The following is a 13,784-nucleotide window of genomic DNA, read 5'->3' as shown; positions in this document are numbered from 1 at the left end:
CCAACGTTTTGTTGAATGGATTAACCCTCTGGTTTGTCAACGGATGAATTCGCCCTGGTTTTTACTGTTGCTGGCGATTGGTGCAGAAGTGATCGGCACTTCGTGCCTCAAGCTCTCGCAAGGGTTCAGCAGACCTGGCCCCACGTTGATTGTGCTGTCTGCTTATGCGATTTCGATGACGTTGATGTCACGGGTGGTGCAGGTGCTCCCGATGGGCCTCACCTATGCCCTCTGGAGTGGCATCGGCATCGTGGCGATCGTGCTAATCGGCCTGCTGCTATACCACCAAGTGCCAACCCATGGGCAACTTATTGGTATGGCCCTCATTACAGCCGGCGTCATCACAGTGAATCTCAGCAGCACCACCGGGCACCCATAGTTGGGCCAAAACTCAATCAACGCTGCAGCGGTAGCGGCTGCATCAGGACCGCGGATCAACAGGAAGCGCTCATATCAAGTGATACCAGTAGTCGCGTGAGATGACATTGATATGGGAAGGTCATCAGCACGCTGAACCTCCCCACCTGTGCCGCGCTTTCGCCGATTCCTGCTGATTGCAGCTGTGATTGCCGGACTCGCCGTGCTGTTTCACCTCATCAACGTGCACGGTCTTGAGCCGATCCGAGCGCAGGTGGAGCGCTTGGGGTTCTGGGCCCCCTTAGGGATCCTGTTCCTGCGCGGCGTGAGCATCATCCTGCCAGCACTACCCAGCACGGCTTACTCACTCCTGGCCGGAGCGCTGCTGGGCTTCCAGACTGGCTTCATCACAATCGTGGTGTGCGATCTGATCTTCTGCCAGGCCGCCTTCCTGCTGGCCAGCAACTATGGGCGCGGCCCAATCCAGAAACTGGTGGGAGAAGGAGCGATGACCACCATTGAACGCTTCAGTAAAAATCAACTGGAGGGCAATCCGTTTCTGCTCACCGGGCTGCTGATGACGGGCCTGTTTGATTTCGTGAGCTATGCCGCTGGCCTCGGAGGCATCCCCTGGCGGGCGTTCGCGCTGCCGTTGCTGGTGAGTGTGTTGCTCAGCAGTGCACCGATCGTGGCCCTGGGCGCTGGGATTTTCAGCGGCGGCAAACTCTTGCTGATCGGAGCTGTTTTCGGCATGTTCGCCTTGGCGATTGTGGCGGGAGTGATCCAGAAACGCATGCGCAAGCCAACAGGTTCAGACGCTTAGACCCAGCAGCGCATCAGTGCGCTCTCGGGTGCGCATCAATAGCTCGGCATCGCTGTTGAGATCTCGCCGGTAGCTGGGAATTAGCTGCTGCAGTCGCTCTTGCCAGGCCTGCGTGGCCAGCTTTGAGGCAAAGCAACGCTCCAGCACCTCCACCATGATCTGCACGGACGTGCTGGCCCCAGGGGAAGCACCAAGCAGCGCGGCAAGGGATCCATCTGCTGCACTGACCACTTCTGTGCCCATCTGCAGGCGACCGCCATCAGGTGTGCGTTTGATGATCTGCACGCGCTGACCGGCCACCGACAGACTCCAGTGCTCCGCATTGGCCTCCGGCAGAAAGGCTCGCACTGCATCCATCCGATCGGCTTCGCTCTGGCGCAGTTGATTGATCAGGTACTTCACCAGAGGCAGGTTGTGGACTCCCACCTGCAGCATCGGCAACAGGTTGGCAGGACGCACCGAAAGCGGCAGATCCAACAGCGAGCCGGTCTTGAGAAATTTGCTGCTGAATCCGGCGTAGGGACCAAATAACAGCGACCGCTTGCCGTCAATCCAGCGCGTATCCAGATGGGGCACCGACATCGGCGGTGCTCCCACCTTCGCTTTGCCATACACCTTGGCGTGGTGCCGCTCCACCAGTGCAGGCTCGCCGCACACCAGCCACTGGCCGCTCACGGGGAAGCCGGCATAGTCGGCTGCCTCAGGGATACCACTGCTCTGCAGCAATGGAAGAGCACCACCACCAGCACCGAGAAACACAAATGGAGCCTGCACCTTGCGTCGGCCCGACGGACCGCGCAGCTCAAGCTGCCAGTCACAGCGGGTCATCGACTCCGTCAGCGGTCGTTTGAGTCCCTGCACTGACGTGCCGTACACCACCTGCAGAGCACCCGCTGTCTGCAACGGCAGCAGCAATGCCCTGGTCAGGGCCCCGAAATCAAGATCGAGCCCACGCTCGATACGGGTAGCGGCAATCGGTTGACCAGCACGACGCCCTTCCATCACCAAAGGCATCCAGTTGCCGATCTGCCCGGCATCTGTGCTCCAGTGCATGGCTGCGAAGGCCGGCAGGGCACTCAACTGACGATGCCGCTGTTGAAGAAACGCCACGTCCTCCTGTCCCCAGACAAAACTGAGATGGGGCACCAAGTGAAGGAAGCTGTCTGGATTCAGAATTCCCCGTTCTGTGAGGGATGCCCAGAACTCGAGACTTCGCTCGAACGCTGCATTGATCCCCAGGGCTTTATCGGTGGACACTGTTCCATCGGCCTGCTGAGGGGTGTAATTGAGCTCACAATTCGCGGCATGGCCGGTGCCGGCATTGTTGACCGCGGCACTGCTCTCCAGAGCAGGTGCCTCGAGACGCTCAACCATCAGCAAGCGCATCTCAGGGTCAAGAGCATGCAGCAATGAAGCCAGGGTTGAACTCATCATTCCCGCACCCACCAGCACGGCGTCGTAACGATCCATCGCATCGGGTGATCCTGCTTCTCAAGGGTATGAATCAATCCGGACACGTGCCTGCCTACGCTGGAAAGAAGCACTTACCCCCCATCCGGCCATGAGCACCGAAACGTTGCCGCTCACCACTGAAAACGTGGAAAAGGTGCTGGATGAGCTGCGCCCATTCCTGATGGCCGACGGAGGCAACGTGGAAGTGGTGGAGATCGATGGACCCGTGGTCAAGGTGCGACTGCAAGGTGCCTGCGGCAGCTGCCCCAGCAGCACCATGACTCTGAAAATGGGCATCGAACGCAAAATGCGCGAGTCGATCCCCGAAGTGAGTGAAGTGGTTCAGGTTCTCTGATTCAGTCCAGCCACTGACAGGTTCAACGCGCGAAGCCATCCTGAAGACATCAGTGACGGTCTGAACAACAGTTGATGCGGAGGCTTCCCCGTCCACGTCCAATCGTGTTGTTGCTGATGGCGGCGCTCACGATCACTCTGATTCTGGGCGGACGCCAGCTGGTCGGGCAAAGTCCAAGCAAGGTCCTTGACCAGGACTCCATCACGGAAGTGATGGAGGGTCCTTCAGGACTTCAAGAGGTGCGCATCTCGGAAGCTCTGGTGCAAAAGCATCCGTTCATCTACGCCGGCATCCATCTCGACAAGATCTATGAGCTGAATCTGAACTCACGCACGTTCACCGCCGATGGTGAACTTTGGCTGGAATGGCTGCCCGAAGTGGAAGCACTGCTGCAAAAACATGGCGAGGATCCTGCCGAGCTGATCACACTCGCCAACCGCATCGAAACGTGGGACTCAACCTTTGAACCCTCCACGGAAAGACCACGGGAGCTTTCCGGAGGCAGGCGCCAGCAGCACTACCACTTTTCAAGCCGCTTCTACGACGATGAAGTCGACTTCCGCCGAGATCCGTTCGACATGTTGCGGCTGCCGGTGATCGTGGAGCTCAAACCACTGTGGACATCGCAGAAATACGCCGACCTGCGTTTGCTGCCCGAACCGAGTGACGACAACCTTGTTGGGGAGCTGGGTTCCCTGAGCGGCTATCAACTCGAAAGTGCCAGCTTCACGCCCTATCTGCGACGCACAAGCAACCGTCGGGGCACCTGGTATCGGCCGCACATCAGCCAGGTACGCCTGGAAGTGGTCTACCAATCGAATCTCTGGCCTGGAATCGTGAATTGGGTCATCCCGCTGATGATCATCAACTCAATTGTGTTGATGGCTCCTTCTGTTGAGGGAACACTCTCCGATGTGCGACTGGCCGTCCCATCCACGGCACTACTCACACTGATCTTTCTCCAGCAGTCGTATCACTCCTCGCTGCCGAAACTGCCTTACACCACCTTCCTCGACGATCTGTTCACTGCCAGTTATCTGATCGCGATGGCCCTTTTTGGTCTGTTCACGTGGGGATACAACACCTACGCAGCCGCTGCAGATGATCAGAAACTGAACACCATGCTCAAGATCAATCGAGCTGACATGCGCTTTCAGATCATCTCGGCCTCAGCCTTGGTGCTGACCGCCTTGATCAGCTGGGGAAGTCGATGAACCACAAGGTGCTCATCGGCCTGCTGGCCACCCTGCTACTCAGCAGTTGCGGCAGAAGCGCTTCAAAAAGCGACATCAACGTGGTGCGCGTAGGCCTGCTGCATTCCCGAAGTGGAACGATGGCATTGTCTGAAAACACCGTTGCCGAAGCCGAACGACTAGCGATCGAGGAACTCAATGCCGGCGGCGGACTGATGCTGAAGGGCAAGCGGGTCTTGATTCAACCAGTCGAGGAGGACGGCATGTCCGATCCGGACACCTTCGCTCGTCGGACCGAACAATTGCTCGATCACGAAAAGGTGGTGGCCATCTTCGGAGGCTGGACATCGACCAGTCGCAAGGCAATGCTGCCAGCCCTGGAAGAACGTGATGCACTGCTGTTCTATCCGGTGCAATACGAAGGCCAGGAGTGCTCCCCTTTCGTGGTGTATGGCGGTTCGGTTCCCAATCAACAATCGGAACCCGCCTTGAACTGGATGCTGGCGAACCGCAGCAAACGCATCCTGCTGATCGGCTCGGACTACATCTACCCCCGTACCGCCAATCGCATCATGCGCACCCAGGTACAACGGGCGGGTGGCACAGTACTGGATGAGCACTACCTCCCACTCGGCAGTGCAGATGTCGACCCACTGGTTGAAAGCATTCAGCAGGCCAATGCAAGCGGTCCGATTGTTGTCATCAACACCCTGAACGGCGATAGCAACCTCGCCTTCTTTGAACAGCTCTACCGCGAGGCCATCATTGGCTCAGAAGCGGTGGATACCGGTGTGACCGTATTGAGTCTGTCTGTTTCGGAGGAAGAGGCCCTGGCGATCGGTACGAACAAAATCTCCGGAACCTATGCCAGCTGGAGCTATTTCCAATCGTTGGCTGGAGATCATTCCAGAACATTCGCGCAGCGCTTTCGTCGTCGCTATGGGTATCACCGCGTCATCAACGACCCCGCTGAAGCCGGCTACAGCCTGGTCCATCTCTGGGCCCGCGCTGCAGAACGAGCAGGCAGTACGAATCCCAAAGACGTACGTCGGCAACTGATCGGAACCAGTTACTCAGCGCCACAGGGCTTGCTAACCATCACCCCTAGCCAGCACCTCAACAAGCGCTCCCTGCTTGGCAAAGCTGATGACACTGGCAACTTCCAAGTGGTGAAAGATTTCGGGGTGATCGAACCCAAACCCTGGAATCCAGATCATCCGGAGTCAGCCGGGCAACACTGCGTGCATGGCAGCAACACCCCTCTCTAAGGCTGAGAAGCCGGAGAAAGCGGGGCCAACGGCGGGCAGCTGCGGGCTTCGACATTGCAGGCATAGATCGTCGGCTTCTGCCAACTCAAGGGAATCTCCAACAGATCACGGGTGCCGGTAATGCCCTGCAGCACGAATAGCAGCGCGGCGAGCACATTGGCGGTGACATGCAGGCGGCGCAGGCGGAGGTCACGCAAAATCTCCGGCCGGGCACCAAGAGAAAACAGCATGAGGCCCACCACCGCAACACCAGACCAGTAATGGGATTGCCAGAACGCTGGCGAGAAAGGGTCATCGGAGAGACGCCAAACCTCCGGCTGAGCTCCCAAACCAAGAACGCCAGCCCAAGTGATCAGAGCAAACGCCAGCCGAAGACCAGGCGCCTTCGCAATCCACAGCGCCCCAACACTGAGCAGGGTTCCGATCAGCACCAAGAACAGCGTGCAAGCACGACGGAAGCCGCCTTGAAACTGATCAAGCGGTGCAGATGTTGCGATGACCACGGTGAGCGCAACGATCACCAGCACAACCACACCTACGGCCAGCCAGCGCCCGAGATCACTGTGGTCCCGCCCCACCGTCGGAGGCGGTTTTGCGGTCTTCAATCGCCGAGATCGTGTCTGCATCGCCAGTCGCATCACGATCCCGGTGAGGGGATAGATCAACACCACCGCCAAAACCGGGTGGAGGATCCAGAGCCAGTCCACCAGGGCCATCGGTGATACCAAGCCAACGAACAAACGCAACGTAGCCATCGCTTGGCTGAACATTCCGCAGCAAAACCAAGCCTTGAACGTCGAAACTGACCCGCTTAAAGGCACCTGGTGCAACGCTCAGCGCCACCACATCTGAAGCAGCCTGGCAAGGCAGCAATGCATGAGCTGAGGAGCGATCATGAGACCAGGTCTAGATCCCCAATGCTGAGAGAACTCTGCCCCGCACTGGCCAACAAGACCTACTTCAATTACGGCGGGCAGGGGCCGCTGCCAACACCCTCGCTGGATGCCATTACCACCAGCTGGAAACGAATCCAGGAGCTCGGCCCCTTCACCACGGACATCTGGCCCTATATCAGCGCCGAAGTGAGTAAAACTCGCGGCCGTCTAGCCCGGTTGTGCAATGTGCCAGCGCATCGGCTCGCCCTCAGCGAGAACGTGACCACGGGGTGTGTGCTGCCGCTCTGGGGCCTTCCCCTGCACGATGGCGACCACATTTTGATTAGCGACTGTGAACACCCCGGTGTCGTGGCGGCCTGTCACGAACTGGCTCGTCGCCGCCAGCTTCAGGTCCATACGCTGCCGGTCAAGCAACTCAGACTCGGACGCGACCAGCAGGCCCGCACCGATCACGACGTACTGGCGGCAATCGAACAACAGCTCACCAGCCGAACCCGACTGGTGGTGTTGTCGCATCTGCTCTGGAACACCGGGCAACAGATGCCGATCACAGCGGTGGCAGCACAACTGCAACAGCACCCGGCACAGCCTTACCTCCTTGTGGATGCTGCACAGAGCGTTGGCCAGATCCCCATTGCAAAGGCGGCACAAGCGGCCGATATCTATGCCTTTACCGGGCACAAATGGGTTTGCGGTCCAGAAGGACTCGGCGGGGTAGCCATCTCAGAGCGGATGCTCACTGAGGCTCATCCCACCGTGATCGGCTGGCGCAGCCTTCAAGATGAAACGCGGGCTGTGGCTGATGATCCAGACCCCTTCCATCACGACAGCCGTCGTTTTGAGGTGGCTACCAGCTGTGTGCCGTTGATGGCTGGGCTGCGCTGCTCTCTTGACCTGCTGGAACAGGAGGGCTCAGACGACGAACGACTCAGGCACATCCGCACGCTGAGCGAACAGCTCTGGAAAGAGCTGCAGTCGCTTCCAGAGGTCTCACCGCTACTTGAAGGCCCACCGCCGGCTGGCCTCGTGAGTTTTCAGATGCACTCTGAGGCAACGGGAGCCACACCATCTGAGGTGGTCAAAGCCCTAGGCGCAGAACAGATTTGGATCCGTGACTTAGCAGATCCCATCTGCCTGCGTGCCTGTACCCACGTCTGCACCAGCGAGAACGACATCGCGCAACTCATCGATCAGATTCGGATGTTGTCAGCAATGAACAGCTAGCACAGAGAGCACTATGAAATGCACCTTAAAAGGCATGAAAAACATACTCCAGAAACTAGTCATCCTCTCTTCTTATTTCTGCACCTTTCAGGCTTCTGCTCAGGTCAATTTCACAGAAATTGACGGAAGTCTTTTACACACTCAATATCACCCAAATCCTAATTCAAGCTTCAAAGGTACGATCATCTTTCAAAACGGGACAGGATCATCATTTGAAGCATGGTCTGCAAACAAAACGTTCTTTGAGTGCATCAAACAACTCGGCAATCTGTTTATGTACAACAGAAGTGGCCTAGGCAAAAGCTCACCAGATTTCAGCGTCTCTTCCGCAAATCCAATCACAGCGGAACTCGTTAATTTAAAACTCATTCAACTGCTCGAAAGGAATCGCATCAAATCACCATATATTCTCGTTTCACACTCATACGGTGGACTCTATGCGGGATATTTTGCACGCAAATACCCTGATTCAGTTGCCGGCATGCTGATGGTTGATCCGGTGCCGAGCAATTTCCTGTATTCAGACCAGATTCAAAAAGACTTCGAGATCGCCCTCACAGCAATGGGAGAAATGACTAGCAAAGAAGCCTACAAGCTATACGGCATTTCAAGACAAAGCAAAAACAATGGGATAACAGCCGATGGGTTTTATCAACTGAAAGGATTTCATAAGACCATGGAGCAAGTAGCAGAGCTACCTCTGATGAGCAACACATTCCCAATCATCATCATTTCATCGACTGAAATGAGAATCAAGAAACCAATCAAAGGGAATTGGCATAGCCTGCAAAAGCAATGGTTAAACCAGAATCCCAATAGCACTATTCTCAGAGCTCATGGTGGCCACTTCATACAGTTCGAACAGCCCAAGCTCGTTTGCGAACAGCTCACTCAACTCGTCAAAATGGCAACTCGGGAATCCAAGCCCAATCGATAGACTTCACTAAAAGCTCAACATCGAAACAACTCAACATTGCCATGTTTTACTGGCAATTATTAGACGGATGCCTGTCAAAAATTTGAACCTTAACCACAAACCTTTTAGCCATCGAGGCGTTGCTTGAGCGCTCGCTCTGCTTCTTCTCGGTCATCGAAATGCCGCTTTTCTGTACCGACAATCTGGTAATCCTCATGCCCTTTACCCGCGATCAAGACAAGATCGCCGGGTCCTGCCTGAGCAATCGCCTGAGCGATCGCGATCGCTCTGTCGACTTCAACTTGGTAGTCGATGCTTGAAGAGAGACCCGCGACCACATCCTCGAGAATGTGCTGAGGATCCTCAGTACGTGGATTATCGGATGTGACCACAACACGGTCAGCCAGCTCGGCAGCAATTGAGGCCATCTGAGGGCGCTTGCCCCGATCGCGGTCTCCACCGCAGCCAAACACACACACCAGGCGTCCATCCACGAAGGGGCGACTGGCCTGGAGCGCACTGCGCAGGCCGTCCGGGGTGTGGGCGTAATCCACAACAACGGCGGGTAGCTGATCTGCAGAAAGGGAAGAAGGCATCACCCGTTCCATCCGACCCGGTACACCGCGGAACTGCGATAGGGCCTCCAACAACTGGGGCAGTGGCAGATCCTGCTGGAGCAGCGAGCCGACGGCCTGCATCACATTCATCAGATTGAAGCGACCCACCAGAGGCGAATGGAAACGTCCTTGCCCTCGAGGTGTGAGCAACAGTCCCTGCACACCATTGGATGTCATCACGAGATCACGCATGCCGAGATCAGCCGTCTCGTCGAGACTGCAGCGCCAACAGCGATCACCAAGGCGATCAGCCAGTCGACGTCCCCAAGCATCATCAACATTCACTACCGCTCGAGGGCCTTCGCCGACCAGAAAGGGATCGGCAAACAGGCGCGCTTTCGCTTCGAAATAGGCCTCCATTGATGAGTGGTAGTCGAGATGGTCCTGCGTGAGGTTGGTGAACACAGCGGAGGAGAAACGACAACCTGCGACCCGTTGCTGATCCAAAGCATGGGAACTGACTTCCATCGCCGCCACCTGTGTGCCCTGGTTCAACGCTTCAGCGAGCTGGGCCTGCAGCCGATCAGCAACTGCAGTGGTGTGAGTAGACGTGAGGCTTTGACCAGGCCAACGGTTCACCAGTGTTCCGAACAGCGCTGCAGGGCGACTGCACTCCAGGCTGAGGTGTTCGATCAAATGGGTTGTTGTGGTCTTGCCATTAGTGCCCGTCACACCAATCAACTGCATGCGCAAAGAGGGCTGTTGCCAGAAAGCTGCAGCCAGTTCTCCCGCCCAATGGGCCACAGGCTCAGGGATCACAAGAACAGGATCCTGATCGGAAGGCGGATGCGACTGCGCAGCTTGCTCTCCGATCAGCGCGGCTACGGCGCCGGCCTTCAGAGCCTGCGGCCAGAAACAGCCACCATCCACTCGTTCACCGGTAAGACCAATGAAGAGACAGCCCTCGCTGACACTGCGGGAATCACAGGTGATCGACGTAACCACTGGGTTGGCGAGTTCCGCCGGCACGGGAAGCAACACTGCGTTCAGCAGCGAATGGAGCGTCTGCGTCATCACCGGCCCCTAAAGCTGAGGTCGTTCTAGTCCGATCCGGCGATGGTGGAGCAAAGCCGTTGCAACCAATTGAACAGTCCCTCGCCGCTCAAGCGAGGAGACACCCGTGGCAAGGGCTTTCCCTGCAGCGCCAAGACAGGCACTTCAAGGTCGTAGCGAATCCTCAGTTCCGGATCGATTCCAGGACCATCAATATCAATCACCTCTAAGTTCAGCGGTGGCTCAAAACGACTGAGATCAAGGTCTTTCAGACGTTGCTCGAGTCCTTCACAAAGACAGCAGCCCTGCCTACTGAACAAGGTCAGCTCTAGGGACTCAATCGGGGACTGGATCACAGCCACAGGGGGTAAAGGGATGACAGCGACAAATCCGGCGCACTGTGAGCCAGCCACCACGCCAGGGACCGTGGCGCTGAATCGCTTCCAGTCCATAGGCACTGCAGCTGGGAATGAAGCGACAACGGGGGCCAAATAAGGGCGAAAACCAGCTGCGATAAAAACCGATCGCCGCGATCATCAGCTCGGCCATGGCCTTGCTGAAACCCTCTCCGACACCCGCCAGGAAGCCGACAGATAGGATGCGTGGTTCGCGCATGCAGAAACGCAAAGCTGACTTCAAGTCCAGCATGGCGTTTCGTCAGCGTGAATGCTCCAACACCTTCTACACCTATGTCTCGTTACCGCGGCCCTCGCCTGAGGATCACGCGGCGCTTGGGAGACCTCCCTGGTCTCACCCGGAAGGCCGCAAAGCGGTCCTATCCACCCGGTCAGCACGGCCAAGCCCGTCGCAAGCGCTCTGAATACGCGATCCGCCTTGAGGAAAAGCAAAAGCTTCGCTTCAACTACGGCGTCTCCGAACGCCAGCTCGTGCGCTACGTGAAAAAAGCACGCGCTCAGGACGGTTCCACCGGAACCAACCTGCTCAAACTTCTCGAGAATCGTCTCGATAACGTCTGCTTCCGCCTCGGTTTCGGCCCCACAGTGCCTGGCGCCCGCCAATTGGTGAATCATGGCCATATCACCGTGAACGGCCGCGTCACCGACATCGCCAGCTATCAGTGCAAGGCCGGTGATGTGATCACCGTCCGTGAGCGCAAGGGCAGCAAGAAATTGGCTGAGGGCAATCTGGAATTCCCTGGTCTCGCCAACGTGCCTCCTCACCTGGAGCTCGACAAAGCCAAGCTCAGCGCCAAGGTGGTGAGCAAGTGCGAACGCGAATGGGTCGCGCTGGAGATCAATGAGCTGCTGGTGGTGGAGTACTACTCCCGCAAGGTCTGAGGACTGCCTCGCACCTCGCAGCGTTCTTGTGTTGCATTCCCCGCCCGGTTCTTCCGTAGCGGGGTTTTTTCATGTCTGACGAATGAGTGAATGAAAGGTTCCCTCCGCCGTCCCATCAGCGGCAGCAATCACGTGAAATTTCAGTTGGCCTCGGCAAGAATTTTCCAGGAGATGTCTTCCATCAGCACCGATGGCTGCCCCTCGAGAGCGGCAGCAAGATCCGCGGGTTCGGAAAGATCGACCAGAATCACGCCATCCCGGCAGAGAAACTGCATGTCGGATTGATCATCACTCACCACCCGAAATGCAGCGCCATGCTCTTGAGAGAACAGTGTCGCCTTAGCTCGGGCTTCCAGCAGGTTGAGGTTTTCTGCAATGCCGACCCAGCCTTGATCAGAAAGCCGTTGAATACAAAACACGAGCGCACCCTGTGATGAGTGCAGTGTGCTTCAGCCGGCATTTACAAGCCAATAAGCAATAGACCAGCTTTGGGATCACGCGACATTGAACGACAATTTGAGCGCATTCTTGTGCCTAAACGCTTGCTTCTTGCGGCCTCTTTTTGGCGTTGAGTAATGCTCGCGATCACAGTTGTTGATTCGCAAGCATTCCAGAAACACAATGACAACGATGCTTTTTAGCAAGCTAAGGCGGCTGTGGCCGCAGCCAAAATTCAGCTGATGCCGAGACCATGGAGCAAAAGCAACAAGTCAAGACTCAACCCTGACAGTCTTATCCGCGTTGGTCTCAAGACGTTAAGAGCGGCCTGCAGATGCCAGCCGCATCGCCATGATCAAAGGATGCAGGTGGCAGGGGTCGGATTTATCCGGCCCCTTTTGCTATGGATCGAGATTCACCCAAGGGATCAACTCTGCTGACAACATCAACCCTTCAACAGCTGATCGCAACAGAATGGGAGTCAAAACCGTGGCAAACAAAAAGAGCAATTTTGCAAAAGAGCCCAACAAAGAGTTAAATCGGATACAACCATATTGAGTGTTGATAAGCGGTCATGCCAAACGAACTCCGGCTCAGTGTGCGCGGCTAAGTTTGTTGAATATGGTCGACTAAAATGCTGAATTGGTTAATGTCGTTGCTCTCAGGCAATCAGAGCTTCCCAGATGAAAAAATGCTCTTAATTCTCGGGCCAGTCCCTAGAGAAGGAAGAAGCGAAATCACTGAATGAATGGCCTAGTGCTACTCACGCTATCGCTCGGTAATCTCGAAATCAGCGAGGCCAGCGCAGTTGTTCTGAGCGGAGTATCAATCGTTTTTCTGGTGAGCTTCGGAATCGTCTCCCTCAAAAACGACAGCAAAGGAATGCTGGAGTGGATGTTTGACAACAAAACGAATGATAAGCATTAATTTTCCATCTCAGGACCAGTGAAGATCGCAATACAATGGAGGTCTTCTCAACACACTTTCATGGCGACCAGCGGAAGCACTCGGTCATCCCAGATATCGCATGGATTCTCTTGATACCGAGACTGGGGAGGGCTTTTTCCTCGACAACCAAGCTCAATCAAGAAACGTGCAGAGCTGGTGAGATTGAGCTTTTTGCCTGCGGAGCGCAGATAAAAAGAAACCCCCGCCAAAGGCAGGGGTTTTGAAAACTCTTGAGGGAGTGTTGCCTTGTTTCCACCCCGCGAGATTTTTCTCCTCACAATCAAACAATATTCACCAACAACAAGAGTGCAACCAGTTCTGACCAGTCCAGCGAGCGGCACATCTTGCCGATCAGTCACATGGCACGGCACGTAGTCGCTCCTCTCACTGCAGGCGTCGACAAAAGAATGGTGCTGGCTAATCCGGACAGCAGAAGAGCTATCGAATCAGAGCTCAATCAAGGAACTAATGGCTCAACCTTGTTAGGCATAAAATAAAGGAACAAGCCAAGAATGACTCCATAGACAATAGTAAAAACTGTAAAAGAGAATAGCTGATTAAAGCCACCCAAAAGATTCACAATAGAAAATCCCCACGCCACAAAGATGAACGCGCTTGGAATCGTGGCAGCCTTTGCACGCCTAAGACCTAGTAGCTGCAGGGGAATCCCTACAGCAAAATAATAAAGTCCAAGCAAAAGCGCTGTCTCTACAGAAGGAGGGGACGCAGAGCCAAGAGTCAACGAAACCGGCAAAATAGTGATTAACAGTGAATAGACGACAACGCTACGAAAATAGTTGAGGCGCCCCATCGGCCTTCGGTAGTCAAATTTATTTCGCAGATATTCAATCATGTCTTTAAAGAGACCTACTTGCAAGATTCTTAACTCATCATACAGAACAAAGGCAACTCGACAACCAAAGAACGCTCGACACCCTCAATCTCATCAGCTTTTATAAAAGCCAGTCAGTGGTCATTCAAAGGCAACAGTGACGTTCCATTCTTG

Annotated in this window: 15 protein-coding genes; 8 read left to right on the top strand and 7 right to left on the bottom strand. The window is 55.7% G+C overall.

What is annotated here, in order from left to right:
• Positions 1-43 precede the first annotated feature (43 nt).
• Both SynBIOSU31_RS03210 and SynBIOSU31_RS03205 read left to right on the top strand, forming a co-directional pair.
• Positions 44-379 carry a DMT family transporter gene (locus SynBIOSU31_RS03210; RefSeq protein ID WP_186491998.1) on the top strand — a complete coding sequence of 112 codons (336 nt, stop codon included), beginning with the start codon at positions 44-46 and terminating at the stop codon, positions 377-379.
• Positions 380-526: 147 nt separating this feature from the next.
• A complete protein-coding gene (locus tag SynBIOSU31_RS03205) occupies positions 527-1,180 on the top strand; it encodes a TVP38/TMEM64 family protein (protein WP_186491996.1) in 654 nt (217 codons plus the stop codon).
• Here the strand turns inward: SynBIOSU31_RS03205 and SynBIOSU31_RS03200 are convergent.
• Entirely contained in the window at positions 1,169-2,650 is a 1,482-nt protein-coding gene (locus tag SynBIOSU31_RS03200) for a malate:quinone oxidoreductase (protein ID WP_186491994.1), read from the bottom strand. The two genes, SynBIOSU31_RS03205 and SynBIOSU31_RS03200, sit on opposite strands and share 12 nt — an antisense overlap.
• Positions 2,651-2,741: 91 nt before the next feature.
• Between SynBIOSU31_RS03200 and SynBIOSU31_RS03195 the strand changes: the two genes are divergently transcribed.
• From SynBIOSU31_RS03195 to SynBIOSU31_RS03185, 3 genes are all read left to right on the top strand, one after another.
• On the top strand, positions 2,742-2,987 hold the full coding sequence (locus tag SynBIOSU31_RS03195; protein WP_186491993.1) for a NifU family protein: 246 nt from the start codon (positions 2,742-2,744) through the stop codon (positions 2,985-2,987).
• A gap of 74 nt (positions 2,988-3,061) precedes the next feature.
• Positions 3,062-4,201: a hypothetical protein gene (locus SynBIOSU31_RS03190; protein ID WP_186491991.1), complete on the top strand. Its 1,140-nt coding sequence runs from the start codon at positions 3,062-3,064 to the stop codon at positions 4,199-4,201.
• A complete protein-coding gene (locus SynBIOSU31_RS03185) occupies positions 4,198-5,448 on the top strand; it encodes an urea ABC transporter substrate-binding protein (RefSeq protein ID WP_186491989.1) in 1,251 nt (416 codons plus the stop codon). Before SynBIOSU31_RS03190 ends, SynBIOSU31_RS03185 begins: the two co-directional genes overlap by 4 nt.
• Here the strand turns inward: SynBIOSU31_RS03185 and SynBIOSU31_RS03180 are convergent.
• Complete coding sequence (locus SynBIOSU31_RS03180) at positions 5,445-6,164, bottom strand: DUF4079 domain-containing protein (RefSeq protein ID WP_186492807.1); 720 nt, start codon at positions 6,162-6,164, stop codon at positions 5,445-5,447. The two genes, SynBIOSU31_RS03185 and SynBIOSU31_RS03180, sit on opposite strands and share 4 nt — an antisense overlap.
• 201 nt (positions 6,165-6,365) lie before the next feature.
• Here SynBIOSU31_RS03180 and SynBIOSU31_RS03175 point away from each other — a divergent pair, with 201 nt between their 5' ends.
• Positions 6,366-7,568: an aminotransferase class V-fold PLP-dependent enzyme gene (locus SynBIOSU31_RS03175; RefSeq protein WP_186491986.1), complete on the top strand. Its 1,203-nt coding sequence runs from the start codon at positions 6,366-6,368 to the stop codon at positions 7,566-7,568.
• Positions 7,569-7,602: 34 nt separating this feature from the next.
• A complete protein-coding gene (locus SynBIOSU31_RS03170; protein ID WP_186491985.1) occupies positions 7,603-8,505 on the top strand; it encodes an alpha/beta fold hydrolase in 903 nt (300 codons plus the stop codon).
• A gap of 104 nt (positions 8,506-8,609) precedes the next feature.
• Here the strand turns inward: SynBIOSU31_RS03170 and SynBIOSU31_RS03165 are convergent, their stop codons facing one another.
• The 3 genes from SynBIOSU31_RS03165 to yidD are packed head-to-tail and all read right to left on the bottom strand — an operon-like array spanning position 8,610 to position 10,709.
• Positions 8,610-10,115: a UDP-N-acetylmuramoyl-L-alanyl-D-glutamate--2,6-diaminopimelate ligase gene (locus SynBIOSU31_RS03165; RefSeq protein WP_186491984.1), complete on the bottom strand. Its 1,506-nt coding sequence runs from the start codon at positions 10,113-10,115 to the stop codon at positions 8,610-8,612.
• A 26-nt stretch (positions 10,116-10,141) separates the two neighbouring features.
• On the bottom strand, positions 10,142-10,450 hold the full coding sequence (locus tag SynBIOSU31_RS03160) for a glutaredoxin family protein (protein ID WP_255477414.1): 309 nt from the start codon (positions 10,448-10,450) through the stop codon (positions 10,142-10,144).
• A complete protein-coding gene (gene yidD, locus SynBIOSU31_RS03155; protein ID WP_186491982.1) occupies positions 10,431-10,709 on the bottom strand; it encodes a membrane protein insertion efficiency factor YidD in 279 nt (92 codons plus the stop codon). The genes SynBIOSU31_RS03160 and yidD overlap by 20 nt, the downstream gene beginning before the upstream one ends.
• Before the next feature lie 74 nt (positions 10,710-10,783).
• Between yidD and rpsD the strand changes: the two genes are divergently transcribed.
• Positions 10,784-11,392 (top strand): 30S ribosomal protein S4, encoded by a 609-nt coding sequence (gene rpsD / locus SynBIOSU31_RS03150; protein ID WP_186491981.1) that lies wholly within the window; start codon positions 10,784-10,786, stop codon positions 11,390-11,392.
• 140 nt (positions 11,393-11,532) lie between these two features.
• On the opposite strand, the gene SynBIOSU31_RS03145 is transcribed toward rpsD, so the two are convergent.
• Both SynBIOSU31_RS03145 and SynBIOSU31_RS03140 read right to left on the bottom strand, forming a co-directional pair.
• Positions 11,533-11,811: a hypothetical protein gene (locus tag SynBIOSU31_RS03145; RefSeq protein ID WP_186491980.1), complete on the bottom strand. Its 279-nt coding sequence runs from the start codon at positions 11,809-11,811 to the stop codon at positions 11,533-11,535.
• Positions 11,812-13,235: 1,424 nt separating this feature from the next.
• Positions 13,236-13,655 (bottom strand): hypothetical protein, encoded by a 420-nt coding sequence (locus SynBIOSU31_RS03140; protein ID WP_186491978.1) that lies wholly within the window; start codon positions 13,653-13,655, stop codon positions 13,236-13,238.
• Positions 13,656-13,784: the final 129 nt, after the last annotated feature.

Source organism: Synechococcus sp. BIOS-U3-1, assembly GCF_014279975.1.
Taxonomy (GTDB): domain Bacteria; phylum Cyanobacteriota; class Cyanobacteriia; order PCC-6307; family Cyanobiaceae; genus Synechococcus_C.
The sequence above is the reverse complement of the archived record's forward strand: the minus strand, read 5'-3'. Positions and strand labels throughout refer to the sequence as shown.

Excerpts from the sequence above, each read along its gene's own strand:
- SynBIOSU31_RS03210 (WP_186491998.1), top strand. The coding sequence starts at position 44 with ATGAATTCGCCCTGGTTTTTACTGTTGCTGGCGATTGGTGCAGAAGTG.
- SynBIOSU31_RS03200 (WP_186491994.1), bottom strand. The coding sequence starts at position 2,650 with ATGGATCGTTACGACGCCGTGCTGGTGGGTGCGGGAATGATGAGTTCA.
- SynBIOSU31_RS03195 (WP_186491993.1), top strand. The coding sequence starts at position 2,742 with ATGAGCACCGAAACGTTGCCGCTCACCACTGAAAACGTGGAAAAGGTG.
- SynBIOSU31_RS03190 (WP_186491991.1), top strand. The coding sequence starts at position 3,062 with ATGCGGAGGCTTCCCCGTCCACGTCCAATCGTGTTGTTGCTGATGGCG.
- SynBIOSU31_RS03185 (WP_186491989.1), top strand. The coding sequence starts at position 4,198 with ATGAACCACAAGGTGCTCATCGGCCTGCTGGCCACCCTGCTACTCAGC.
- SynBIOSU31_RS03180 (WP_186492807.1), bottom strand. The coding sequence starts at position 6,164 with ATGGCCCTGGTGGACTGGCTCTGGATCCTCCACCCGGTTTTGGCGGTG.
- SynBIOSU31_RS03175 (WP_186491986.1), top strand. The coding sequence starts at position 6,366 with ATGCTGAGAGAACTCTGCCCCGCACTGGCCAACAAGACCTACTTCAAT.
- SynBIOSU31_RS03170 (WP_186491985.1), top strand. The coding sequence starts at position 7,603 with ATGAAAAACATACTCCAGAAACTAGTCATCCTCTCTTCTTATTTCTGC.
- SynBIOSU31_RS03165 (WP_186491984.1), bottom strand. The coding sequence starts at position 10,115 with ATGACGCAGACGCTCCATTCGCTGCTGAACGCAGTGTTGCTTCCCGTG.
- yidD (WP_186491982.1), bottom strand. The coding sequence starts at position 10,709 with ATGCGCGAACCACGCATCCTATCTGTCGGCTTCCTGGCGGGTGTCGGA.
- rpsD (WP_186491981.1), top strand. The coding sequence starts at position 10,784 with ATGTCTCGTTACCGCGGCCCTCGCCTGAGGATCACGCGGCGCTTGGGA.